The organism is Nocardioides sp. AX2bis (genome assembly GCF_902506435.1).
In the GTDB taxonomy this organism is placed as follows: domain Bacteria; phylum Actinomycetota; class Actinomycetes; order Propionibacteriales; family Nocardioidaceae; genus Nocardioides.
Genome location: NZ_LR733215.1, coordinates 2,335,715 through 2,357,996, shown reverse-complemented (window position 1 = coordinate 2,357,996; position 22,282 = coordinate 2,335,715). Strand labels below are relative to the sequence as shown.

At 74.6% G+C, this 22,282-nt stretch carries 26 protein-coding genes and 1 riboswitch; of the genes, 18 read left to right on the top strand and 8 right to left on the bottom strand.

The genetic code is table 11. The annotated features are described in order from the left end of the window. Nucleotides 1–50 precede the first annotated feature (50 nt). On the top strand, nt 51–731 hold the full coding sequence (rpe, locus tag GV155_RS11315) for a ribulose-phosphate 3-epimerase (protein WP_160007995.1): 681 nt from the start codon (nt 51–53) through the stop codon (nt 729–731). A gap of 109 nt (nt 732–840) precedes the next feature. Here rpe and GV155_RS11310 read toward each other — a convergent pair whose 3' ends face one another. Beyond that, nucleotides 841–987, bottom strand: coding sequence for a hypothetical protein (locus tag GV155_RS11310; RefSeq protein ID WP_160004984.1), 147 nt, complete (start codon nt 985–987; stop codon nt 841–843). Nucleotides 988–1,170: 183 nt separating this feature from the next. Then, a riboswitch (FMN riboswitch) is annotated at nt 1,171–1,300 on the top strand. Nucleotides 1,301–1,449: 149 nt separating this feature from the next. On the opposite strand from GV155_RS11310, the gene ribD reads away from it, so the two are divergent. Genes ribD through ribH form a run of 4 tightly spaced genes read left to right on the top strand, consistent with a single transcriptional unit; the run spans nt 1,450 to nt 4,869 of the window. Beyond that, a complete protein-coding gene (gene ribD, locus GV155_RS11305; RefSeq protein WP_160011208.1) occupies nt 1,450–2,463 on the top strand; it encodes a bifunctional diaminohydroxyphosphoribosylaminopyrimidine deaminase/5-amino-6-(5-phosphoribosylamino)uracil reductase RibD in 1,014 nt (337 codons plus the stop codon). After that, the gene (locus tag GV155_RS11300) at nt 2,463–3,071 is read left to right on the top strand and encodes a riboflavin synthase (protein ID WP_160007993.1); all 609 of its coding nucleotides are present in this window, start codon (nt 2,463–2,465) and stop codon (nt 3,069–3,071) included. The genes ribD and GV155_RS11300 overlap by 1 nt, the downstream gene beginning before the upstream one ends. Further along, on the top strand, nt 3,071–4,387 hold the full coding sequence (locus tag GV155_RS11295; protein WP_160007991.1) for a bifunctional 3,4-dihydroxy-2-butanone-4-phosphate synthase/GTP cyclohydrolase II: 1,317 nt from the start codon (nt 3,071–3,073) through the stop codon (nt 4,385–4,387). The genes GV155_RS11300 and GV155_RS11295 overlap by 1 nt, the downstream gene beginning before the upstream one ends. Continuing rightward, nucleotides 4,384–4,869, top strand: a complete 486-nt coding sequence (ribH, locus tag GV155_RS11290) for a 6,7-dimethyl-8-ribityllumazine synthase (RefSeq protein WP_160007989.1) — start codon at nt 4,384–4,386, stop codon at nt 4,867–4,869. Before GV155_RS11295 ends, ribH begins: the two co-directional genes overlap by 4 nt. Before the next feature lie 16 nt (nt 4,870–4,885). On the opposite strand, the gene GV155_RS11285 is transcribed toward ribH, so the two are convergent. Next, nucleotides 4,886–5,467, bottom strand: a complete 582-nt coding sequence (locus GV155_RS11285; protein WP_236554265.1) for a GNAT family N-acetyltransferase — start codon at nt 5,465–5,467, stop codon at nt 4,886–4,888. 82 nt (nt 5,468–5,549) lie between these two features. On the opposite strand from GV155_RS11285, the gene GV155_RS11280 reads away from it, so the two are divergent. The 3 genes from GV155_RS11280 to GV155_RS11270 are packed head-to-tail and all read left to right on the top strand — an operon-like array spanning nt 5,550 to nt 7,149. Further along, the gene (locus tag GV155_RS11280) at nt 5,550–5,813 is read left to right on the top strand and encodes a phosphoribosyl-ATP diphosphatase (RefSeq protein ID WP_160007987.1); all 264 of its coding nucleotides are present in this window, start codon (nt 5,550–5,552) and stop codon (nt 5,811–5,813) included. Nucleotides 5,814–5,848: 35 nt separating this feature from the next. Then, complete coding sequence (gene hisG, locus GV155_RS11275) at nt 5,849–6,715, top strand: ATP phosphoribosyltransferase (RefSeq protein ID WP_160007985.1); 867 nt, start codon at nt 5,849–5,851, stop codon at nt 6,713–6,715. Next, nucleotides 6,715–7,149, top strand: coding sequence for a PH domain-containing protein (locus GV155_RS11270; RefSeq protein ID WP_160007984.1), 435 nt, complete (start codon nt 6,715–6,717; stop codon nt 7,147–7,149). Before hisG ends, GV155_RS11270 begins: the two co-directional genes overlap by 1 nt. 34 nt (nt 7,150–7,183) lie before the next feature. On the opposite strand, the gene GV155_RS11265 is transcribed toward GV155_RS11270, so the two are convergent. The 5 genes from GV155_RS11265 to GV155_RS11245 form a co-directional block, all read right to left on the bottom strand. Further along, nucleotides 7,184–7,660 (bottom strand): cellulose synthase, encoded by a 477-nt coding sequence (locus GV155_RS11265; protein ID WP_160007983.1) that lies wholly within the window; start codon nt 7,658–7,660, stop codon nt 7,184–7,186. Nucleotides 7,661–7,904: 244 nt separating this feature from the next. After that, nucleotides 7,905–9,071, bottom strand: coding sequence for an LLM class flavin-dependent oxidoreductase (locus tag GV155_RS11260; RefSeq protein ID WP_160007981.1), 1,167 nt, complete (start codon nt 9,069–9,071; stop codon nt 7,905–7,907). Beyond that, entirely contained in the window at nt 9,071–9,952 is an 882-nt protein-coding gene (locus GV155_RS11255; RefSeq protein WP_268892620.1) for an ABC transporter substrate-binding protein, read from the bottom strand. The genes GV155_RS11260 and GV155_RS11255 overlap by 1 nt, the downstream gene beginning before the upstream one ends. 38 nt (nt 9,953–9,990) lie before the next feature. Continuing rightward, nucleotides 9,991–10,962, bottom strand: a complete 972-nt coding sequence (locus GV155_RS11250; protein WP_236554264.1) for an ABC transporter ATP-binding protein — start codon at nt 10,960–10,962, stop codon at nt 9,991–9,993. Then, a complete protein-coding gene (locus GV155_RS11245) occupies nt 10,950–11,765 on the bottom strand; it encodes an ABC transporter permease (RefSeq protein ID WP_160007979.1) in 816 nt (271 codons plus the stop codon). The genes GV155_RS11250 and GV155_RS11245 overlap by 13 nt, the downstream gene beginning before the upstream one ends. A 128-nt stretch (nt 11,766–11,893) precedes the next feature. On the opposite strand from GV155_RS11245, the gene GV155_RS11240 reads away from it, so the two are divergent. From GV155_RS11240 to pheT, 8 genes are all read left to right on the top strand, one after another. Beyond that, nucleotides 11,894–12,424: an SseB family protein gene (locus GV155_RS11240; RefSeq protein ID WP_160007977.1), complete on the top strand. Its 531-nt coding sequence runs from the start codon at nt 11,894–11,896 to the stop codon at nt 12,422–12,424. A 335-nt stretch (nt 12,425–12,759) separates the two neighbouring features. After that, nucleotides 12,760–13,440, top strand: a complete 681-nt coding sequence (gene infC / locus GV155_RS11235; protein ID WP_160011200.1) for a translation initiation factor IF-3 — start codon at nt 12,760–12,762, stop codon at nt 13,438–13,440. Nucleotides 13,441–13,550: 110 nt separating this feature from the next. After that, nucleotides 13,551–13,745, top strand: a complete 195-nt coding sequence (gene rpmI, locus GV155_RS11230) for a 50S ribosomal protein L35 (protein ID WP_160007975.1) — start codon at nt 13,551–13,553, stop codon at nt 13,743–13,745. A 65-nt stretch (nt 13,746–13,810) separates the two neighbouring features. Further along, complete coding sequence (gene rplT, locus GV155_RS11225; protein WP_160007973.1) at nt 13,811–14,203, top strand: 50S ribosomal protein L20; 393 nt, start codon at nt 13,811–13,813, stop codon at nt 14,201–14,203. After that, entirely contained in the window at nt 14,200–15,045 is an 846-nt protein-coding gene (locus tag GV155_RS11220; protein WP_160011198.1) for a TrmH family RNA methyltransferase, read from the top strand. The genes rplT and GV155_RS11220 overlap by 4 nt, the downstream gene beginning before the upstream one ends. 78 nt (nt 15,046–15,123) lie before the next feature. Further along, nucleotides 15,124–16,167 (top strand): sensor histidine kinase, encoded by a 1,044-nt coding sequence (locus GV155_RS11215; protein WP_236554262.1) that lies wholly within the window; start codon nt 15,124–15,126, stop codon nt 16,165–16,167. A gap of 67 nt (nt 16,168–16,234) precedes the next feature. Beyond that, on the top strand, nt 16,235–17,338 hold the full coding sequence (pheS, locus tag GV155_RS11210) for a phenylalanine--tRNA ligase subunit alpha (RefSeq protein WP_160007971.1): 1,104 nt from the start codon (nt 16,235–16,237) through the stop codon (nt 17,336–17,338). A gap of 5 nt (nt 17,339–17,343) precedes the next feature. Beyond that, nucleotides 17,344–19,845, top strand: a complete 2,502-nt coding sequence (gene pheT, locus GV155_RS11205) for a phenylalanine--tRNA ligase subunit beta (RefSeq protein WP_160007969.1) — start codon at nt 17,344–17,346, stop codon at nt 19,843–19,845. An 89-nt stretch (nt 19,846–19,934) separates the two neighbouring features. Here pheT and GV155_RS11200 read toward each other — a convergent pair whose 3' ends face one another. Beyond that, the gene (locus GV155_RS11200) at nt 19,935–20,753 is read right to left on the bottom strand and encodes a maleylpyruvate isomerase N-terminal domain-containing protein (RefSeq protein WP_160007967.1); all 819 of its coding nucleotides are present in this window, start codon (nt 20,751–20,753) and stop codon (nt 19,935–19,937) included. A gap of 108 nt (nt 20,754–20,861) precedes the next feature. Here GV155_RS11200 and argC point away from each other — a divergent pair, with 108 nt between their 5' ends. Together argC and GV155_RS11190 are read left to right on the top strand one after the other, a co-directional pair. Continuing rightward, the gene (gene argC, locus GV155_RS11195) at nt 20,862–21,911 is read left to right on the top strand and encodes an N-acetyl-gamma-glutamyl-phosphate reductase (RefSeq protein WP_160007965.1); all 1,050 of its coding nucleotides are present in this window, start codon (nt 20,862–20,864) and stop codon (nt 21,909–21,911) included. Further along, nucleotides 21,908–22,282, top strand: a 375-nt coding sequence (locus GV155_RS11190; RefSeq protein ID WP_160007963.1) for a hypothetical protein, incomplete at its 3' end; no start/stop codon positions are given. The genes argC and GV155_RS11190, both read left to right, overlap by 4 nt.

The following is a 22,282-nucleotide window of genomic DNA, read 5'->3' as shown; positions in this document are numbered from 1 at the left end:
CCCCGACACCCACCACCGGCGCGGCCGTCCCGGGCCCTAGGGTTCGGGGCGTGGGCATCCAGATCACGCCGAGCATCCTCAACGCCGACTTCGCCGCCCTCGGCGCGGAGGTGAACCGCATCCCGGGCGCCGACTGGGTGCACGTCGACGTGATGGACAACCACTTCGTGCCGAACCTGACCTTCGGCCCGACGATGGTCGAGGCGCTGGCCCGGGTCAGCCCCGTCCCGCTCGACGCGCACCTGATGATCGCCGACCCGGACCGGCACGCCCCGGCCTACGTCGAGGCCGGGTGCGGGTCGGTCACCTTCCACGTCGAGGCGGCCGCGGCGCCGGTACGCCTGGCGCGCGAGATCCGCTCCGCCGGGGGGCGGGCCAGCATGGCGCTGCGACCGGCCACGCCGGTCGAGCCGTACGAGGACCTGCTGCCCGAGCTCGACATGCTGCTGCTGATGACCGTGGAGCCGGGCTTCGGGGGGCAGTCGTTCCTCGACCTCGTCCTGCCCAAGATCCGCCGGGCCCGGGCGCTGATGGAGCGGCACGGCGTCGAGACCTGGCTGCAGGTCGACGGCGGGGTGTCGCTGGAGACGATCGAGCGGTGCGCCGAGGCCGGGGCCGACGTGTTCGTCGCCGGCTCGGCGGTCTTCGGTGCCGACGACCCCGACGCGATGGTGGCGTCGCTGCGCACCGCGGCCGAGACCGCGGCCGGGACCGCAACCCCCCACGCCTGACCGGCCCCGGCCGCACGACAGCGGCCGCACCCGCGAGGGGTACGACCGCTGCGTGGTGGCTGCGGGCCCGGCTCCTGAGGTGAGCCGGGGCAGCGCTGCGCCGAGGGCGTCAGTTGGTCCGCGTGTTGCGCGACCGGCTGCGGCGGTTGCGACGGCGACGGCGGCGGCGCCGACCGTCCCGGCTGCCGGTGTCGGTGTTGTCGCCGCGGGCGGCGACGGCGGGGGTGAGGGCGGTGAAGATGCCGGACCTGGCCATGGTGGTGCTCCTTGTCGTGCGGGGATCCCCGTGCGGGGCTGTGAGGAGGACTCTGCGCACCCGTGGTGAGATGGGTGTGAGACGGCCGTGAGAGAGCGCTCATCCGACGAGCCGCGGTGTGGCCGGACTCACCCGGAGCCGGGCAGGGCCTGTGGCAGACTGGCCGGAGACGAGTTCAACGACTCGCGTGCTCTGGGATCGGTGCAAGTCCGAGCCGGCGGTGACAGTCCGCGACCCGACCACCTCCAGTGGCCGGTTGACCAGGTGTAACTCCTGGACCGACGGTGAGAGTCCGGATGGGAAGCGCACGCAGTCGTCCGGACGAGCGCGCGGTCCCGACGACGAGCGCCGACCCCGGACGGCTCCGCCCGCCTCCCGCCCTTCCCGGGCCGCGACCGGCACCGGGCGGAGGACGCCGTGGACAGCACCGTGAGCAGCACCAGCGCGGCCGAGCAGGCCGCCATGCGCCGCGCCCTCGCGCTCGCGGCGACGCCCGGCGTGCCGATGGTCGCCGACACCCGTCGCGTGGGCTGCGTGCTGCTGGACGCCGACGGCCGCACGGTCGCCGAGGGCCACCACCGCGGGCCCGGCACCCCGCACGCCGAGGCCGACGCCCTGGCCCGGGCCGGCGACGCCGCCCGCGGCACGACGGCCGTGGTGACCCTCGAGCCGTGCCACCACACCGGGCGTACGGGCCCCTGCACCGAGGCGCTGGTCGCGGCGGGGGTCCGCCGGGTCGTGTTCGCCGAGACCGACGCCAACCCCGTCGCCGCGGGCGGACGGGCCCGCCTCGAGGCCGCCGGCCTCGAGGTCGAGTCCGGGCTGCTCGCCGACGAGGCGGCCGCGCTGGCCGCGGTCTACCGCCGCGCGCAGGAGCACCAACGCCCGTACGTCACCTGGAAGCTCGCCACCACCCTCGACGGGCGCAGCGCCGCCGCGGACGGCACGTCGCGCTGGATCTCCGGGCGGGCCTCCCGGCTCGACGCCCACCGGCTGCGCGCGGCCTGCGACACGATGCTCGTCGGCACCGGCACCGTGCTCGAGGACGACCCCCGGCTGACGGTCCGCGACGAGCACGACCGCCTCGCCCCGGTGCAGCCGCTGCGTGCGGTGATGGGCCTGCGCGACCTGCCCGCCGGCGCCCGGGTCCTCGACGACGAGGCCGACACCGTCCACCTGCGCACCCGCGACCCCCGTGCGGCGCTGGCCGACCTCTGGTCCCGCGACCGCCAGCGCGTGCACCTCGAGGGCGGTCCCACCCTGGCCGCCGCGTTCCTGCAGCAGGGCCTGGTCGACGAGATCGTCTGCTACGTCGCCCCCGTCCTGCTGGGCGCCGGTCGCGCCGCGGTCGGCGACCTCGGAATCCCCACCATCAGCCGCGCGTTGCGACCCCGGGTCACCGACGTGACCGTGCTGCCGGGGCTGGACGGCGAGCAGCCCGACGTACGACTCACGCTCGACCCGAGGGAGACCTGATGTTCACCGGCATCATCGAGGAGCTCGGCACCATCGCCGACCTCACCGACCAGGGGGACGCCGTACGCCTGCGCGTCTCCGGCCCGCTCGTCCTGGAGGGCACGGCGCCCGGGGACTCGATCTCGGTCAACGGCTGCTGCCTGACCGTGGTCGAGCACGACGGGCAGGAGTGGTCGGCCGACGTCATGCACCAGACGCTGCGGATGACGAGCCTGGCCGGGGTGGCGCCGGGTGACCGGGTCAACCTCGAGCGGGCGGTCACCGCCGAGAAGCGCCTCGGCGGCCACGTCGTGCAGGGCCACGTCGACGGCGTCGGCGAGGTCCTGGCCCGCACCCCCAGCGAGCACTGGGAGCTGGTCGAGGTCTCGCTGCCGCCGCACCTGGCGCGCTACCTCGTCGACCAGGGCTCGATCAGCGTCGACGGCGTCAGCCTCACCGTCGTCGAGGCCGGCGACGAGTCCTTCACCGTCAGCCTCATCCCCGAGACCCTGGCCCGCACCACCCTGGGCTCCCGCACCGTGGGGGACCGGGTCAACCTCGAGGTCGACGTCATCGCCAAGCACGTCGAGAAGCTCGTGCGCGTCTACGCGCAGAACCAGGAGAAGTGATGACCCAGCACGCCCCCGACGCCCCGGTCGAGCCCCGGGACCCCCAGGGCCCGCACGGCGGGGTCCGCCTCGACAGCGTCGAGCGCGCGATCGCCGACATCGCCGCCGGTCGCGCGGTCGTGGTGGTCGACGACGAGGACCGCGAGAACGAGGGCGACCTGATCTTCGCGGCCAGCAAGGCCACGCCCGAGCTGATGGGCTTCACGATCCGCCACTCCAGCGGCGTCATCTGCGCCCCGATGCCGGCCGCCATGCTCGACCGGCTCGAGATCCCGCTGATGACCCCGCACAACCGCGACAAGCTGCGCACGGCGTACACGATCACCGTCGACGCCCGCGACGGCGTCAGCACCGGCATCTCCGCGCACGACCGGGCCCACACCGTGCGCGTCCTGGCCGACTCCGCGACCGAGCCGTGGGAGCTGACCCGGCCCGGGCACGTCTTCCCGCTGCGCTATCGCGAGGGCGGGGTGCTGGTGCGCCGCGGGCACACCGAGGCCGCCGTCGACCTCGCCCGCCTGGCCGGGCTGACGCCCGCCGGCGTGCTGGTCGAGATCGTCAACGACGACGGCACCATGAAGCGCGGCCCCGAGCTGCGCGAGTTCGCCGACGAGCACGGCCTGGCGATGATCAGCATCGACGCGCTGGTCCGCCACCGCCGCCGCCACGAGAGCCTGATCGAGCGCGTCGCCGAGACCCGGCTGCCGACCCGGCACGGCGAGTTCACGGCGTACGGCTACCGCGTCACCGTCGACGGTTCCGAGCACATCGCGCTGGTGCACGGGGACCTGACCGGCCCCGAGCCCGTGCTGACCCGGGTGCACTCGGAGTGCCTGACCGGCGACGTCCTCGGCTCCGAGCGCTGCGACTGCGGCCCCCAGCTCGACGAGGCGCTCGAGCGGGTGGTGGCCGAGGGTCGCGGCGTCGTGGTCTACCTGCGCGGCCACGAGGGCCGGGGGATCGGCCTGGTCGCCAAGCTGCAGGCCTACCAGCTCCAGGACGGCGGCCGCGACACCGTGGACGCCAACCTCGACCTCGGGCTGCCGGCCGACGCCCGCCACTACGGCACCGCCACGCAGGTCCTCAAGGACCTCAAGGTCGAGCGGGTGCGGCTGATGACCAACAACCCCGACAAGGTCGCCAACCTGGAGGACTTCGGCATCGAGGTCGCCGAGGTCGTCCCCCTGACCACCCGCCCCAACGACCACAACCTCGCCTACCTGCTCACCAAGCGGGACCGGATGGGCCACTCGCTGCCCGACCTGCCCGCCATCGACCAGAGCGGCGGCACGCTGACCGAAGGAGACCCCACATGAGCGGCCACGGAGCCCCCACCACCCAGCAGGTCGACCCGGAGGCCGCCCGCGGCCTCCGCCTCGCCGTCGTCGCCGCCTCCTGGCACGAGCAGGTGATGGACGGCCTGCTCGCCGGCGCCGCCCGCGCCACCGCCGACGCCGGTCTCGAGGCCACCGTCGTGCGCGTGCCCGGCACGGTCGAGCTGGCCGTCGTCGCCGGCGCGCTGGCCGGGCGCGGGTACGACGCCGTGGTCGCGCTCGGCGTCGTCGTGCGCGGCGGCACCCCCCACTTCGACTACGTCTGCCAGGCCGCCACCGAGGGCCTGACGCGGGTCTCGCTCGACCACGGGGTGCCGGTGGGCTTCGGCGTGCTGACCTGCGACACCGACGAGCAGGCCATCGACCGGGCCGGGCTCGAGGGCTCGAGCGAGGACAAGGGGTACGAGGCCACCGCGGCCGCCCTGACCACCGCGATCGTGCTGCGCGGGCTCGACCGGGCCTGACTCGGCGCGCGGCGCGTCACGAGCGCCGCTCCTCGGCGAGCAGGGCGTAGACCAGCCCGTCGAGCCAGCCGAGCTCACGGTGCAGCGAGTCGGCGACGTGCTCGGCCTCGCGCCGCATGCCGACCCGTTCCATCAGGCGCCAGGAGGCCACGTTCGCGGCGAAGCAGGAGGCCGTGACCCGGCGCACGCCCAGACCGTCGAAGGCGACGTCGAGCAGCGCGCGCACGGCCTCGGTCGCCAGCCCGCGACCGCCGTACGCGGGGTCCAGCACCCATCCGAGCTCGGCCTCGCCGGAGCCGGCCGCACCGGCCACCTCGGCCTGGGCCCAGCCGTCCTGCACCCGCAGCATCAGGTCGCCGACCACGACGTCGTCGTGCTCCACGACCAGGGTGCGCCCGGCCCGGCCCGGCCCCAGGAAGCGCGCGGCGAGGTCCTCGGGCGTACCCGCGGCCGCCCCCAGCCAGAACGCGACGTCGTCGCGGCTGCGATAACGGTGCAGGGCCGGGACGTCGGCCGGCAGCAGCGGGCGCAGCCGGAGCCGCTCGGTGGCCCGCGGCCAGGCGAGGGCGGTCAGGTCGGGGCCGTCCGGGTCGCTCACCCCGCGATCATCGCCCAGGTCGGCGGCCGTCCCGGTCGCCCAGGTCCCGGGTGGGGGCGGGCACGCCGTAGTCTGGTCCGCCGTGAAGACCTTCGAGGGCCTGTGGGCCGAGCTCAGCGAGAAGGCCCGCACCCGACCGGCCGGCTCCGGGACCGTGGCCGAGCTGGACGCGGGCGTCCACACCATCGGCAAGAAGCTGGTCGAGGAGGCCGCGGAGTCCTGGATGGCGGCCGAGCACGAGGGCCCCGAGCGGACCGCCGAGGAGGTCAGCCAGCTGCTCTACCACGCGCAGGTGCTGCTGATCGCCAGCGGACTGACCCTCGACGACGTCTACGCCCACCTCTGATCCACCTCTGATCCCCAGGACGGACCCGCACCCCCATGTCGACCACCACCGAGGGCGTCCCGCTGCGGATCGCCGTGCCCAACAAGGGCTCGCTGTCGCTGTCGGCGACCGAGATCCTGCGCGAGTGCGGCTACCGCCAGCGCGACGACACCAAGCAGCTGACCCTGAGCGACGTCGAGAACGGCGTCGAGTTCTTCTACCTGCGTCCGCGTGACATCGCGCTCTACGTCGGGGAGGGCACCCTCGACATCGGCATCACCGGCCGCGACCTGCTGCTGGACTCGGGTGCCAAGGCCGAGGAGCTGCTGGCGCTGGGCTTCGGTCGCAGCCGCTTCCGCTTCGCCGGCCCGATCGGCCGCTTCACCTCGGTGGAGGAGCTGCAAGGGGCCCGGATCGCGACCTCGTACACCGGGGTCGTCGGGGCCTTCCTCGCCGAGCGCGGCATCGAGGCGACGGTGACCCGGCTCGACGGCGCGGTCGAGTCGAGCATCGCGCTGGGCGTCGCCGACGTCGTCGCCGACGTGGTCGAGACCGGGAGCACGCTGCGCCAGGCCGGCCTGGAGACCTTCGGCGAGCCGATCCTGGAGTCCGAGGCGGTCCTGGTGACCCGGCCCGGCCACCGCGCCGACGGCTCGGAGATCTTCCGGCGCCGGCTGCAGGGCGTCCTGATGGCCCGCAGCTACGTGATGATGGACTACGACATCGAGGACGCCCACGTCGACGCCGCCGTCGCGCTGACGCCCGGCATCGAGAGCCCGACCGTGCTGCCGCTGCACAAGGACGGCTGGGTCGCGGTGCGGGCGATGGTCCCACGCGCCGGTGCGCAGCGCCTGATGGACGAGCTGTGGAGCCTCGGCGCCCGCGGGATCCTCACCACCGACATCCACGCCTGCCGCCTCTGATGGCCGGCGCACCGTCGCTGCCGCGGACCTACCGCCCGCTCGGGCCCCGGATCGCCGGGCTGGTGGCGATGGCGGCGCTGCTCGCGGTCGGTGCGGGCGCCTGGTTCTCCTTCGACGACCCCACCCGGGCCTCGTTCACCACCTTCCAGCGCGGCACCGTGATCGCGCTGACCCTGCTGGCGATGGCCACGATCTACTCCCTGGTGCGCAGCCGGGTGCGGGCCGAGGAAGCCGGGCTGACCGTCGTCAACGGCTACCGCCGGCACCGCCTGGCGTGGGAGCAGGTCGTCGGGATCCACCTCGCGCCGGGCTCGCCGTGGGCGGTGCTGGACCTCTCCGACGGGGGCACCGTGTCGGTCCTGGCGATCCAGGGCAGCGACGGGGCGCGCTCGCGCCGGGCCGTACGGGAGCTGCGCGCGGTCATCGACCGCTGAGCGGCCGCTGCGGCGGCTGGGCCGGCTGGGGCGGTCAGGAGATGCCGCGACGCTTGAGCAGCGCCTCGATGTCGGCCAGCTCGTCGTCCACGGCGGGGGCCGGCTCCGGCTTCCGGCCGGCACCGACGCGGGGACGCTCGCGGCCCGCCGGTGCGGCGGCAGGAGCCGTTGCTGCGGTCGTCCCGCGAGGGACGCCCCGACGGCGGGCACCGATGCCGCGGGCGGCGAGCGCGCGGGAGCCGGCGATGAGCAGCACGCCCAGACCGGCCATGACGATCCCGGCCCAGACGGTGGGGGAGAGCACGAGCGAGGTCGCCCACCCGGCGACCGCGTCCACGACCTCGGTCAGCATCCGCAGCGTGCGGGTCAGGTAGGCGGCCGGCACGAGCACCGTGACGCCGGCGACGAGCATCGCGGAGGGCAGCCCGCGACGCCGGTAGGCCACCCAGGTGAGGACCGCCCCGACGAGCGTCAGGGTCACGGTCAGTGCCAGCCACGTCGCGTTGTCCATGTCTCCAGCGTGGCACAGCGGCGGGCGTCCGGGCGGTGGTGCGCGGGCGGGCCCGCAGCGCGAGCTGTCGTACGGGCGCAATTGCGCGGTCCTGCAGGGTTACCGGTGGGTAATGCGTCACCAGTCCGCAATGGCGCCGCCCCGACAGCACCCCACACCCCAGGCGCAGGAACGGCCGCCCGGGCGCAGGGCTCCCCAGCCCCGCGCCCGGACGACCCGGTGGGCGGCCCAGCCTGACCTCGGCTCAGCCGACGGCGGCCAGCCCCGCGGGCTCGCGGTCGAGGACGCCACGGCGGCGCAGCCGTGGCATCACCCCCTCCGCGAACCAGTACGCCTCCTCCACGTGCGGGTAGCCGGAGAGGATGAACTCGTCGATCCCGAGCGCGTGGTAGTCGGCCAGCCGCTCGGCCACCTCGTCGTGGCTGCCGACCAGGGCGGTGCCGGCCCCGCCGCGGACCAGGCCGACCCCGGCCCACAGGCCTGGCTCCACCTCGAGGTCGCGGGCGTCGCGTGGCGCGTCGTGGCGCCCCGCACGCAGCGCCGACATGCGCTGCTGGCCGGTGGACTCGCTCTGCGCGAGCGCGGCCTGCGCCTTCTCCACCGCGGCCGGGTCGAGCCCGTCGAGCCAGCCCTGGGCGTGGGCCCAGGCCGCCTCGTGGGTGTCGCGCGACAGCGTGTGGATGCGCAGGCCGAAGCGCAGCGTGCGGCCCTCGCGCGCCGCGAGCTCGCGCATCCAGGCGATCTTGGCGGCCACCTGCTCGCGGGGCTCGCCCCAGGTGAGGTAGACGTCCGCGCTGCGGGCCGCGACCGCGCCGGCCGGCTCCGAGGACCCGCCGAAGTAGACCGGCGGCACCGGGTCGATCCCGCCGCTGACCACGGCGCCGCGTACCGAGAAGTGCGCACCGTCGTAGTCGAACGGCGCCTGCTCCCAGGTGCCGCGCACGACGTCGAGGAACTCCCCGGTCCGGGCGTACCGCTCGTCCTTCGAGGCGAAGTCGCCGAAGCGTGCCTGCTCGCGCGGCTCGCCGCCGGTGACGACGTTGAGCATCAGCCGGCCGCCGGAGATGCGTTGGTAGGCCGCCGCCATCTGCGCGGCCAGCACCGGGTTGACGACCCCGGGGCGGAAGGCGACCAGGAACTTCAGGCGGGTCGTCTCGCGCAGCAGGGCGGCCGTGGTCAGCCAGGCGTCCTCGCAGAACGTGCCGGTGGGGGTGAGGACGCCGGTGAACCCGAGGTCCTCGGCGGTCCGGGCGACCTGCGCCAGGTAGTCGATCGACGGCGCCCGGAACCCGTCCTGCGGGTCCAGGGTCTCGCCGAGGCCGGTGCGCACGTCACCGGGGACGCCCTGGCCGGCGCCGACCAGGGAGCGGCTGTCGCCGGAGGTGGGCAGGAACCAGTGGACGGCGGCCATCAGCGCGCACCCTCCGCCGCGGCGAGGCTCGACTCGTCGTAGCGGTCGGAGAAGAAGGGCGTGACGTCGACCTGCTCGGGGATCAGGCCGGCGCCGTCGAAGGCGTCGGCCATCTCCTGCTCCGAGGCCACCAGGGCGTCGTCGATCGGGACGACCTCGACGTCGCGGTTCTTCACCGCGGCCAGGGTGATCTCGGGCGCCAGCCCGGTCTCGGAGGACCAGGCGTCGGCCCACTCCTGCTGGTGGGTCGTCGCCCAGACCTGGGCCTCGGCGACGCGGGAGACGTAGTCCTCGAGCGCGGCCGCGGTCGCCTCGTCCTCGATCGCCTCGGTGGAGGCGGCCTGGAAGTTGTAGCCGTTGGCCAGCGTCTCGCCGTCGGCGATGACCCGGGCGCCGGCGTCCTGCTCGGCCTGGGAGGTGTACGGCTCCCAGATCGCCCACGCGTCGACGTACCCGCCCTCGAAGGCGCCCAGGGCGTCGGCGGGCTGGAGGTTCTTGATCTCGACGTCCTCGTAGTCGATGCCGGCCTCCGCGAGCTGGGCCAGCAGGTGGTAGTTGGCCGAGCTGCCCTCGGCCACGGCGATGGTGGCGCCGTCGAGGTCCGCGACCTCGTCGACGTCGGAGTCCTCCGGGACCACGATCGCGTCGCCGCGACCGCCGTAGGTGGCGGCCTGGACGACCTGGAAGTCACGGCCGGCCGCGGCGGCGAACAGCGGCGGGGTGTTGCCGACCCCGCCGACGTGCACCGAGCCGGCGCCGAGCGCCTCGAGCAGCGGGGGACCGGAGGTGAACTCCTTGAACTCGACGTTGTACTCCGCGTCGTCGAGCAGGCCGGCCGCGGTCAGCAGGGCCTTGGACCCGCCCCGCTGGTCGCCGACGATCAGGGTGACCTTCGAGAGGTCGACCGAGCCGTCCTCGTTCAGGGCCTCCTCGTTGCCGGTGGCGCTGGCCGAGCAGCCGGCGAGCAGGGCCGGGACCAGGACGGCGGCGAGGCCGCCGGCGACGGCTGCCAGGCGGGGGCGGGCGGGGGACGTACGTGGGGGTTGGGCGGGGTGGGCCGGATGCCCAGGGTGTGCAGCACCTCGGCGCGCAGCGGGGCGATCTCGGGGTGCTCGGGGGTGCGCTCGGAGCGCGGCAGGTCGACCGACCAGGTGTCGGCCACGCGGCCGCCGTCGAGCACGACGACGCGGTCGGCCAGCGCGAGCGCCTCGTCCACGTCGTGGGTCACGATCAGCACCGCCATCGCGTGGCGGCGCCAGAGCTGGATGACCAGCTGGTGCATCTCGATCCGGGTCAGCGCGTCGAGCGCGCTGAACGGCTCGTCGAGCAGGAGCAGGTCGGGACTGCTGACGAGGGCGCGGGCCAGCGATGCGCGCTGGGCCTGGCCCCCGGAGAGCTGGCGCGGCCACATCTGCGCCTTCTCCTCCAGGCCGACCTCGCGCAGGGTCGCGGCCGCCAGGTCGTGGCGCTGGGCGCGCTGCTCGCCGTTGAGCAGCGCCAGCGCCACGTTCTCGTGGACGCTGCGCCAGGGCAGCAGCCGCGGCTCCTGGAAGGCGACGGCCGAGCGGCCGGTGACCTGGACCTCGCCGGCGGGGACCGGGTCGAGGTGCGCCAGGCTGCGCAGCAGCGTCGACTTGCCGCACCCGCTGCGGCCCAGCAGGGCCACGAACTCGCCCGGGGCGACGTCGAGGTCGACCGACCGGAGCACCTGCAGGTTGCCGAAGGAGCGGTGGTGGCCGCGGACCCGGGCCACCGGGGGGCCGGGTCGCGGTCCCGGGCCGGGGTGGGCGGCGTCGTCGGCGCCCACCCCGGTGGTCGTGGGCGTGGCGGTGGTGGTCGTGGTGGTCGTGGGGGCGGGGGGCATACGGGTGAAGGGGTTCAGGCGCGCCATGTCAGGGCCTTCCTCTCGAGCAGGCGGACGATCGCGTCGGTGAGCAGGCCCAGGAGGCTGTAGACGGCCAGCCCGACGACGATCACGTCGGTCTGGGAGAACTCGCGGGCGCGGTTGATCAGGTAGCCGAGCCCGTCGCCGGCGCTGATGGTCTCGGCGACGATCAGCGAGAGCCAGGCGATGCCCAGGGCCTGGCGGAGCCCGACCAGCACCTGGGGGAGCGCGCTGGGCAGCACGACGTGCCGCAGCCGCTGGGACCAGCTCAGCCCCATCGACCGCGCGGCCTCGTGCATCTTGGCCTCGACGCTGCGGATGCCGGCGACGGTGTTCAGGTAGAGCGGGAAGCACACGCCCATCGCGATCAGCGCCAGCTTGGGGGCCTCGCCGATGCCCATCCACAGGATGAACAGCGGGATCAGCCCGAAGTGGGGCAGCGTGCGCAGCATCTGCATCGGCGGGTCCACGGCGTCGTCGCCGATCCGGCTGAGCCCGGCCACCACGGCCAGCACCAGCGCGACCGAGGCGCCGATCACGAAGCCGAGGCCGACCCGCTGCAGCGAGACGAGGGTGGCCGACTGCAGCTCGCCGGTGCGGGCCAGCTCGACGGCGCCGGCGAAGATCGTCGTCGGTGCGGCGAGGGTGTCCTCGGCGAGGACGCCGGTCGTGCTCAGGACCTGCCAGGTGGCGATGATCGCCACCGGCGAGACCCACCGGCGCAGGGACGAGAGTCGGGGACCGCGGCGGGTGTCACGGTCGCGGCGGTCGGTCGTCGGGGTCACGACGACGGTCTGGGAGGTGGACATGGGCGCCAGTTCTACGGGCCCGGTGAGCCAAACACAAGTAAGACACTCGACTTTGATCAGATAAGTGGGACGAGTCACGGTGGACCGGGTGGCGGTCGCGCGTCGCGGTCACGGGGGAGAATGGGGCGGTGACCTCCCGCGACATCCCGGACCCCGGCTTCGCCGACGACGACGGCGCGCCCGACCCGGTGCTGCGTGCCGCGCTGGACGCCCGGGCGCAGGGCCGCGTGCCCGCCACCGAGGTGCTCGGACTGCTGGCCGGCGCCCGGCTCCTGGTCCCCGTGGTCGCGGTCCTCGGCGAGGTCGAGGTCGACGAGGCCGGTCTCGCACACGACAAGTCCAGCGACATGGCGGCCGTCCTGGTCACCGGTGCCGACGGGCGTACGGCCCTGCTGGCCTTCACCGGCGCCGACGCGATGGCCGCGTGGGACCCGCAGGCGCGTCCGGTCCCGGTGACCGCCGCCACCGCGGCGACGGCCGCCCTGCAGGAGGGCGCCGCGGCGCTCGCGGTCGACCTCGCCGGCCCCGCGCCGTACGTCCTGACCGGCCCGGACCTCGAGGCGGTCGCCGCCGGCTGGCGCCTGGTGCGGGTCGACGGCAGACTGGCGTGGGTCGGCGCCTCCCCGGACGGCCCGGGGGATTCGCCGGTGCCGGAATGATCCGCTAAGGTCTTGCGTTGACCGATCGATGTGGGAAGCAGTGCGAGCTGCGGACCACCACGATCTACAAGCGGGGTCACGGCAACACCGACTCCCACCCGCACCGACCGCACGCGGCCACCACCGCCCAGGTCGTCGGGTCCGGTCCACCGGCTCGGTCGAGCCGGGACGCACCAGCGTCCCTCCCGACCGGTCGCGACACCTCCGGGTGTCGGTGTGGTCACTGGCTTCCGCTTGGTCCGAGCGGGAGCCATTTCTCGTCTCCGGGCCGTACGCCTCGTGCGTGCGCCCGCGGCGGGGGAGAGCCTCCGTGCCCCTGACCCACTGGAGGACTCATCAGCACCGAGCTGCGCATCAACGACCGGATCCGGGTACCCGAGGTCCGCCTCGTCGGACCCAACGGCGAGACCGTCGGCATCGTGCCGACCGACCAGGCCCTGCGTCTGGCCCAGGAGGCCGACCTCGACCTGGTCGAGGTCGCGCCCACCGCCCGCCCGCCGGTCTGCAAGCTCATGGACTACGGGAAGTTCAAGTACGAGAACGCCCAGAAGGCCCGTGAGGCACGACGGAACCAGACCAACGTCGTGATCAAGGAGATGAAGCTCCGCCCGAAGATCGACGGTCACGACTACGAGACCAAGAAGGGTCACGTGGTCCGGTTCCTGGCCGCCGGCGACAAGGTCAAGATCACGATCATGTTCCGCGGTCGCGAGCAGCACCGCCCCGAGCTGGGCTTCCGGCTCCTGCAGCGCCTCTCCGAGGACGTCGCCGAGCTCGGCTTCGTGGAGTCCTCGCCCAAGCAGGACGGCCGCAACATGGTCATGGTCCTGGGCCCGCACCGCAAGAAGGCCGAGGCCAAGAACCAGCTGCGGGTCGAGAAGGAGAAGGAGATGGCCGACCGGGCCGCCGAGGAGGCCGAGGACAAGGCCGAGCGGACCGCCGCGAACGCCGGGCGGAGCACGGTCGCCAAGGAGCGCGGGCGCTCGGAGAACCTCGACCCCGAGATCGAGGCCTGAGGACCGCGAGGTCCTCGACCACAGACCGCACACACAGCCACCGGCCGGGGGCGTTCCCGGCCAGACAGGCGCGCACCACGACGCCTGCTACCCCCTGGAGGAGAAGCACCATGCCGAAGAACAAGACCCACTCGGGCGCCAGCAAGCGGTTCCGGGTCACCGGCTCGGGCAAGATCCGCCGCGAGAAGGCCGGCAAGCGCCACAACCTGGAGAAGAAGTCCTCCAAGGTCACGCGTCGCCTGTCCGGCACGACCGAGGTCGCGGCGAACGACGTCCCGCGCGCCAAGAAGCTGCTGGGTCTCTGACCCTCGCCCCCACCGGCCGGGTCCGTCCCCGACCCGGCCACCGAAGAACTTAAGGAGCACCCCTCATGGCACGCGTCAAGCGGTCAGTCAACGCCCAGAAGAAGCGCCGTACCACCCTCGACCGGGCAAGCGGTTACCGCGGCCAGCGGTCGCGCCTGTACCGCAAGGCCAAGGAGCAGGTCACCCACTCCCTGGTCTACAGCTACAACGACCGCCGCAAGAACAAGGGCAACTTCCGTCGTCTGTGGATCCAGCGGATCAACGCCGCCGCCCGCGCGGAGGGCATGACCTACAACCGCTTCATCCAGGGCCTCGGCCTGGCCGGTGTCGAGGTCGACCGCAAGATCCTCGCCGAGCTGGCCGTCAACGAGCCGGCCGCGTTCAGCGCCCTCGTCGCCACCGCCCGCGAGGCGCTGCCCGACGACGTGAACGCCCCGCGCGCCGAGGCCTCGGCCTGAGCACCACCCCCCTGGCCGCCGGCAACGCGCGGGTCAAGGACGCACGTCGGCTCAGCCGCCGCTCGGTACGCACCGAGCGGCGGCTGTTCCTCGCCGAGGGCCCCCAGGCCCTCGAGGCCGCGCTCACCGTCGACGGCCGCGTGGTCGAGGTCTTCGTCACGCCCGAGGCCGTACGCCGGTTCGACGCCCTGCTCGGCGGGGCCGCCGGGCCGACCGTCACGCTGGTCGACGACCGCGCGATGGCCTCGCTGACCGAGGCCGTCACCCCGGCCGGACTGGTCGCCGTCTGCCGGCTGCTCGACCGGCCCCTGGAGCACGTCGTGCCCGGTTCCCGCCTGGTCGCGCTCTGCGCCGAGGTCCGCGACCCCGGCAACGCCGGCACCATCGTGCGCACCACCGACGCCGCCGGCGGCGACGCCGTCGTGCTCGCCGGTGACGCCGTCGACCTGCACAACCCCAAGACGCTGCGCGCCAGCGCCGGCTCGGCCTTCCACGTGCCGGTCGCCGTCGAGCCCGACCCCGTACGTGCCGTCGAGGCGGCCCGCGCCGCCGGCCTGACGGTGCTGGCCGCCGACGGGGCCGGCGAGCTGGACCTGGCCGAGCTCGAGGACGCCGCCCGCGAGGCCGCCCGCGGCGGCTCCGACGGCTCCGATGGGGCCCTGCTGGCCCGCCCGACGGCCTGGCTGCTCGGCAACGAGGCCCACGGCCTCGACGACGCGCTGGCCGCACTGGCCGACCACCGGGTACGGATCCCGATCCACGGCCGCGCCGAGAGCCTGAACCTCGCCTCGGCGGCCACCTTGTGCCTCTACGCCTCCGCGACGGCCCAGCGACGCCGGTAGCGCCCGCCGGTCTGCCCGCCGGCCGCCCCCCAGGCCGCCCCGCCGTCCGCCAGGACGCGCCCTCCTAGGGTGGGCGGCGTGGCGACCACCGACCCGCTCGACCTGCTGCCCGACGGGGTGGTGCTGGCCGGGGCGGACCGTCGCGTGAGCGCCGTGTCGGCGGTGGCCGCGCGGATGCTGGGCCGGGACGCCGCCTCGCTGGTCGGCCTCGAGCTGGCCGAGGTGCTCGGGCTGCGCGACGCCGACGGCCACGACTGGTACGCCTGCTGCCGGCCCTACGACGGTCTCGGCTCGCGCACCGGGGTGCCCGAGCGCTCCGTCCTGCTGCCCGACGGCGAGGAGGTGCTGCTCACCGCCCGGCTGCACCGGGCCGTGCGGGGGGCACCGGTCGAGGAGGTCGCGGTCGTCCTGCGCTCCGGTCGCGGCCGGGCCCGGCTGGACCGCGACCGCTCCGACCTCGTGGCGACGGTGGCGCACGAGCTCCGCTCCCCGCTGACCGGGGTGAAGGGCTTCGTCCAGGCCCTGCTGAACCGCTGGGACAAGCTGGGCGACGAGCAGAAGAAGCTGATGCTGCACACCGTCAGCAGCGACGCAGACCGGTTGAGCCGGCTGATCACCGAACTGCTCGACGTGGCGCGGATCGACACCGGGCGCCTGCAGCTGCACGCCCGGCCCTGCCAGGCCGAGGTCCTCGTGACCCGGGTGGTCGAGTCGGTGCGCGCCGGCACCGCGACCCCCGTCGAGCTGCACGTCGGCGACGACCTGCCCGCGGTGCTGGCCGACCCCGACAAGCTGACCCAGGTGGTGACCAACCTGGTCGAGAACGCCGTGCGCCACGGCGCCGGCACCGTGCGCGTCTCCCTCACTGCGGCGGCCGACGACGGGCCGGGGGTGGTGCTCGTCGTCGACGACGAGGGGGACGGGATCCCGCCGGCGCTCCGGCCGCAGGTGTTCACCAAGTTCTGGAAGGGCGGGGCGCGCGGCGGCTCCGGGCTGGGGCTCTACATCGTCCACGGGCTCACCCGCGCGCACGGCGGGTCGGTGACGATCGGCGACGCACCTGGCGGCGGCGCCCGGCTGGTCGTGCGCTGGCCCGCGTACGACGAGGACGCCGCCGGCTGAGGCGCCGGCTGAGGCGCCGGGACAACCCGGTCGCGGCGCGGGCCGCCGGCTTCCTAGACTCGACCCCATGTCCGGACCCAACACCGACTACGACCCCGTGGAGGTGACCCCGTTGGGCGCTGAGCAGGTCGACGAGGCCCGTGAGGCCGCCCTGGTCGCCATCGCCGCCGCCGACGACCTCGACTCCCTCAAGGTGGTCCGGACCGCCCACACCGGCGACCGGTCGCCGCTGGCGCTGGCCAACCGCGAGATCGGGGCGCTGCCGCCCCAGGCCCGCAAGGACGCCGGCCGCCGTGTCGGCCAGGCCCGGGGCGCGGTCAACCAGGCCCTCGCCGCCCGCACGACCGAGCTGGAGGCCGCCCACGAGGCGCGCGCCCTGGTCGAGGAGGCCGTCGACGTGACGCTGCCCGCCGACCGCGTCGCGCGCGGGGGCCGGCACCCGATCACGCTGATGAGCGAGCACATCGGCGACCTGTTCGTCGCGATGGGCTGGGAGGTCGCCGAGGGCCCCGTCGTCGAGGCCGAGTGGCTGAACTTCGACGCGCTGAACCTCGGCCCGGACCACCCGGCGCGCACCATGCAGGACACCTTCTGGACCGAGCCGGCCGACCACCACGTCGTGCTGCGCACCCACACCTCGCCGGTCCAGGCCCGCACGATGCTGACCCGCGAGCCCCCGATCTACGTGATCTGCCCGGGCCGAGTCTTCCGCACCGACGAGTACGACGCCACCCACAGCCCGATGTTCCACCAGGTCGAGGGGCTCGTGGTCGACCGCGGCATCTCGATGGCCCACCTCAAGGGCACCCTCGACCACTTCGCGACCCAGCTGTTCGGCGAGGGCATCACGACGCGCTTCCGCCCGTCGTACTTCCCCTTCACCGAGCCGTCGGCCGAGGTCGACCTGGTCTGCTTCGTGTGCCGCGGCGACGAGCCCGCGGTGTCGTCGTGCCGCACCTGCAAGGGCGAGGGCTGGATCGAGTGGGGCGGCTGCGGCGTGGTCAACCCGCGGGTGCTGACCGCCTGCGGCGTCGACAGCGAGGTCTTCACCGGCTTCGCCTTCGGCATGGGCATCGACCGGTCGTTCATGTTCCGCCACGGCGCAGAGGACCTGCGCGACATCTTCGAGGGCGACGTGCGGTACTCCGCCGCGTTCGGAACGGAGCTCTAGGACCGATGAAGGCCCCCGTCTCCTGGATCCGCGAGCACGTCGACCTGCCGGCCGACGTGACCACCGACGACCTCGCGCGCCGTCTCACCGCCCTCGGGCTCAAGCTCGAGGCGATCGAGCGCCCCGGCGAGCAGGTCACCGGCCCGCTGGTCGTCGGTCGCGTGCTGTCGGCCGAGCCCGAGCCGCAGAAGAACGGCAAGACCATCAACTGGTGCGCCGTCGACGTCGGTGACGCCAACGGCACCGGCGAGCCCCAGGGCATCGTCTGCGGCGCCCACAACTTCGGCGTCGACGACCTGGTGGTCGTCGTGCTGCCCGGCGCGGTGCTCCCGGGCGACTTCGCGATCGCTGCCCGCAAGACCTACGGGCACGTCTCGGCCGGGATGATCTGCTCGGCCGCCGAGCTCGGCCTGCCCGCCGACTCCTACGGCTCGGCCGACGGCATCGTCGTCCTCCCGGCCGGGGCCGGCGAGCCCGGCCAGGACGCGCGCGGGCTGCTCGGCCTCGACGAGGAGGTCATCGAGTTCGAGATCAACCCCGACCGGGCCTACGCCCTCTCGCTGCGCGGGGTCGCCCGCGACGCCGCGCTGGCCTACGACCTGCCGGCGTCGGCCTTCCACGACCCGTGCCTGCGCGAGGTGCCCCCGGCCGACGACGCCGGCCACCCGGTGCGCGTCGAGGACGAGGTCGGCTGCCCGGTCTTCGTGGCCCGGACCGTCTCCGGGATCGACCCGGCCGCCCCGACCCCGACCTTCATGGCGCGTCGCCTGGCCCTGGCCGGGATGCGCTCGGTCTCGGTCGCCGTCGACGTCACCAACTACGTGATGCTCGAGACCGGCCGCCCGATCCACGGCTACGACGCCGACCGCCTCACCGGCGCCGTCGGCGTGCGCCGCGCCCGCGACGGCGAGCGGCTGACCACCCTCGACGGCACCGTCCGTGCGCTGGCGACCGACGACCTCGTGGTCGTCGACGACTCCGGGATCATCGGTCTCGGCGGCGTGATGGGCGGGCAGACCACCGAGATGTCCGCGACCACGACCCGGGTGCTGGTCGAGTCGGCACACTGGGACGCCACCTCGATGTTCCGCACCGGGCGCCGCCACAAGATCACCTCCGAGGCCGGCAAGCGCAACGAGCGCGGGGTCGACCCGACGATCTGCGAGGCTGCGGCCGACCGGGTGGTCGAGCTGCTGACGACGTACGCCGGAGGCACCACCGAGCCCGGCGTCACCGTCGTCGGCAAGGCGCCGCAGGCGCCGCCGATCACGATCGCCCGCGACCTCGCGGCGCGGGTCACCGGGATGGACGTCGACGAGACCACCGCCGCCACGCACCTGCGTGCGGTCGGCTGCGAGGTGGCCGACGGCGCCGGCGTGCTCAGCGTCGTCCCGCCGCCGTGGCGCCCCGACCTCTCCGACCCCTACGACCTCGTCGAGGAGGTCGCCCGGGTCGTCGGCTACGACACCGTGCCCTCGGTGCTGCCGACGCCGCCGGCTGGACGCGGGCTGACCCGCGGCCAGCAGCTGCGTCGTCGGGTCGGGCGGGCGCTGGCCGGTGCCGGCCACGTCGAGGTGATCACCTTCCCGTTCCTGGGCGAGGCCGACCTCGACAAGCTGGGCCTGCCGGCCGACGACGAGCGCCGTGCCGTGCTCCGGCTGGCCAACCCGCTCTCGGCCGAGCGCCCCGCGATGGCGACGACGCTGCTGCCCGGCGTGCTCGAGACGGTGGCCCGCAACCTGGGTCGCGGCGCCACCGACCTCGCGATCTTCGAGACCGGCACCGTGACGCTGCCCCGCGGCGGCGGCCCGACCCCGATCCACGGCGTCGCCCACCGCCCGACGCCCGACGAGGTCGCCGCGCTGGACGCCGCCCTGCCGGACCAGCCGCTGCACCTCGTCGTGGCGATGACCGGCCGTCGTGAGCGCGAGGGCTGGTGGGGCCCGGGCCGGGTCGCCGACTGGTCCGACGCGGTCGCGTCGGTGCGTACCGTCGCCGGTGTCCTCGGCCTCGAGCTGGTCGCCCGGGCGGCGCAGCGCGCTCCGTGGCACCCCGGCCGCTGCGCCGAGCTGCTGATCGGGTCGACGTCGGTCGGGCACGCCGGCGAGCTGCACCCGCGGGTCTGCCGCGACCTGGGTCTGCCGGCCCGGACCGTGGCCGCCGAGGTCGACCTCGACGTCCTGCTCGCCCACGCCGTCGACGTCGTGGTCGCGCCGGTCCTGTCGGACTTCCCCGTGGCCAAGGAGGACGTCGCGCTGCTGGTCGACGACACCGTCCCGGCCGCCGACGTGGCCGACGCGCTGCGGCGCGGCGCGGGCGACCTGCTCGAGTCGCTGCGGCTCTTCGACGTCTACACCGGGGAGCAGGTGGGGGCCGGCAAGCGCTCGTTGGCCTTCGCCCTGCGCTTCCGCGCCGGTGACCGGACCCTGACCGAGCAGGAGACCGGCGCCGCCCGCGACGCCGCCGTCGCGGTCGCCGCGGCGGAGTGCGGCGCCGTCCAGCGCTAGCCGAGATGGCGCTCGCGGACAGCCGAGATGACGGTCGCGGACAGCCGAGATGACGCCCGCGGCGCGTCGAGATGACGGTTGCGGCGCGGTCAGTCGATCGGCTGGCGCAGGATCCCGGCCAGCCGGGCGTACGCGTCCTCGTCGCCGGAGACGGTGACGCCGGCGTCGTCGGTCCGGTGCCACAGCCAGGCCTGCAGCGCGGCCGCGGTGCCGCTCACCACGAGCGAGGCGGACGGCCCCGGCTCGCCGACCAGGGCCAGGTCGTCCTCGTCGGTGTAGCTGCGACTGCCGTCGGGTGAGGTGCCGCCGAAGAGCCCGAGCCGTGTCCACAGCTCGTCACCGGTGTCGGTCAGGTCCCAGCGGACCCAGGTCGGGCCGGGCTCGAACCGCCCCCACGGCGGGCAGCCGCCGTACATCACCGCGAGCACCTCCTCGACGCCGTCGGCGCTCAGCGCCGGGTCCAGCGGGCGTACGTCTCCGACCACCTGCTCGGCGTCCAGGCGGTGGACCTGTGCCTCGAGCGCCTGACGGCGGGCGATGAAGCCGAGCGTCCGGTCCGCCTCGTCGTCGGCCCACGTCCACGCCGGTTCCGCCGGGTCGCCATCGCGGAGACCGGTCACGAGCCGCGCAGAAGCCTCGTCGAGCACCTCCAGCAGCCCGGTGACCGAGTCGGGTCGCGTCGGCGGGGCGTACCCGTCCTCGGGGTCCTGCGGCCGGTGCTCGACCACCCAGGCCCACCGGTGCTGGACCTCGCCGCCGAGGTGCCACAGCAGGTCGCCGGCGGTCCAGGCCGGACAGGCCGGGACCGGTGCGGCCGGGTCGGCGTGCGCAAGCACGTCCCGCAACCGTGACGTCTCGCGTCGCAGGTGGTCGAGGTGCGTCGGGTGGGTGAGTCGCGGGGAGGTCACCGGTGCCACGCTAGGCCCCGGCCCGGATGTCCGCGAGCGTCATCTCGAGGCGCCGCAAGCGTCATCTCGGCTCGCATAGTCATACGACCCTGTGTATAGTCATGCGACATGACCACACGCATCGCCGTCGCCGGCGCCAGCGGCTACGCCGGGGGAGAGGTGCTGCGGCTCCTGCTCGGGCACCCCGACGTCGAGATCGGCGCCCTGACCGCCGGCTCCAACGCCGGCGAGCTGCTCGGCTCCCTGCAGCCCCACCTCGTCCCGCTCGCCGACCGCCGGCTCGTCGAGACCACCGCCGAGACCCTCGCGGGCCACGACGTGGTCTTCCTGGCGCTGCCGCACGGGCAGTCCGGGCCCCTGGCCGCGCAGCTGGCCGACGACGTCCTCGTCGTCGACTGCGGTGCCGACTTCCGGCTCGAGGACGCGGGGGAGTGGGAGAAGTTCTACGGCGGCGACCACGCCGGCACCTGGCCGTACGGCCTCCCGGAGCTGCCGGGCCGCCGTGAGGCCCTGCGCGGTACGACCCGCGTGGCCGTGCCCGGCTGCTACCCGACCATCTCCAGCCTCTGCCTGGCCCCCGCGGTCGCGGCCGGCCTGGTCGACCCCGACGTCGTCGTGGTCGCCGCCTCGGGCACCTCCGGCGCCGGCAAGGCCGCCAAGCCGCACCTGCTCGGCTCCGAGACGATGGGCAACGCCTCGGCCTACGGCGTGGGCGGCGTCCACCGCCACACGCCCGAGATCACCCAGAACCTCTCCCGGCTGCTCGCCGCCGACGGCTCGGTCGACCCGGCCGCGGTGCGGGTCAGCTTCACCCCGGTGCTCGTGCCGATGTCGCGCGGCATCCTGGCCACCGCCTCGGCGCCCGTACGCCCCGGGGTCACCGCTGCACAGGCCCGGGAGACCTACGCCGCGGCCTGCGCCGACGAGCCCTTCCTGCACCTGCTGCCCGAGGGGCAGTGGCCGCAGACGCAGTCCGTGCTCGGCTCGAACGCCGTGCACCTGCAGGTCACCGTCGACGAGACCGCCGGGCGCCTGGTCGCCGTCGGTGCCGTCGACAACCTGGCCAAGGGCACCGCGGGTGCCGCGGTGCAGTGCATGAACATCGCGCTCGGCCTCGAGGAGACCCTCGGGCTGACGACGGTCGGGATCGCGCCGTGAGCACCGAGCTGCGCCGCCACGTCGAGCAGCTGGCCGTCGCGCGCCTCGGCGCCGGCGCCGACCTGCCGTCCTGGGTCAGCTCGGCGACCCTGATGTCGATCACCGCCACCGCCGAGTCGACCACCGTCGTCTGCTCGGCCGGCGCGGTCCCGCGCAAGGCGCGGCCCGAGGGCCCGTTCGCGGCGTACGAGGTCGTCCCCGACGCCGGCTCGGCCCGCCCCGCCGCCCTGGCCACCGCCCTGGCCGCCCTGCCCGAGGAGGCCGAGGTGCGCGTCGTCGGCACGGTCGACCACGACTGGCTGCTGGTGCCGCTCGGAGACGTCGACGTCGTCGCCGAGCAGTGGACCGAGCTGGGCCTGGACGTGGTGGAC

Excerpts from the sequence above, each read along its gene's own strand:
- GV155_RS11265 (WP_160007983.1), bottom strand. The coding sequence starts at position 7,660 with ATGGACAACGCGACGTGGCTGGCACTGACCGTGACCCTGACGCTCGTC.
- GV155_RS11245 (WP_160007979.1), bottom strand. The coding sequence starts at position 11,765 with ATGTCCACCTCCCAGACCGTCGTCGTGACCCCGACGACCGACCGCCGC.
- GV155_RS11310 (WP_160004984.1), bottom strand. The coding sequence starts at position 987 with ATGGCCAGGTCCGGCATCTTCACCGCCCTCACCCCCGCCGTCGCCGCC.
- pheT (WP_160007969.1), top strand. The coding sequence starts at position 17,344 with ATGAAGGCCCCCGTCTCCTGGATCCGCGAGCACGTCGACCTGCCGGCC.
- rpmI (WP_160007975.1), top strand. The coding sequence starts at position 13,551 with ATGCCGAAGAACAAGACCCACTCGGGCGCCAGCAAGCGGTTCCGGGTC.
- GV155_RS11300 (WP_160007993.1), top strand. The coding sequence starts at position 2,463 with ATGTTCACCGGCATCATCGAGGAGCTCGGCACCATCGCCGACCTCACC.
- GV155_RS11250 (WP_236554264.1), bottom strand. The coding sequence starts at position 10,962 with ATGGCGCGCCTGAACCCCTTCACCCGTATGCCCCCCGCCCCCACGACC.
- ribD (WP_160011208.1), top strand. The coding sequence starts at position 1,450 with ATGCGCCGCGCCCTCGCGCTCGCGGCGACGCCCGGCGTGCCGATGGTC.
- rplT (WP_160007973.1), top strand. The coding sequence starts at position 13,811 with ATGGCACGCGTCAAGCGGTCAGTCAACGCCCAGAAGAAGCGCCGTACC.
- argC (WP_160007965.1), top strand. The coding sequence starts at position 20,862 with ATGACCACACGCATCGCCGTCGCCGGCGCCAGCGGCTACGCCGGGGGA.
- ribH (WP_160007989.1), top strand. The coding sequence starts at position 4,384 with ATGAGCGGCCACGGAGCCCCCACCACCCAGCAGGTCGACCCGGAGGCC.
- GV155_RS11260 (WP_160007981.1), bottom strand. The coding sequence starts at position 9,071 with ATGGCCGCCGTCCACTGGTTCCTGCCCACCTCCGGCGACAGCCGCTCC.
- pheS (WP_160007971.1), top strand. The coding sequence starts at position 16,235 with ATGTCCGGACCCAACACCGACTACGACCCCGTGGAGGTGACCCCGTTG.
- GV155_RS11295 (WP_160007991.1), top strand. The coding sequence starts at position 3,071 with ATGACCCAGCACGCCCCCGACGCCCCGGTCGAGCCCCGGGACCCCCAG.
- hisG (WP_160007985.1), top strand. The coding sequence starts at position 5,849 with ATGTCGACCACCACCGAGGGCGTCCCGCTGCGGATCGCCGTGCCCAAC.
- GV155_RS11270 (WP_160007984.1), top strand. The coding sequence starts at position 6,715 with ATGGCCGGCGCACCGTCGCTGCCGCGGACCTACCGCCCGCTCGGGCCC.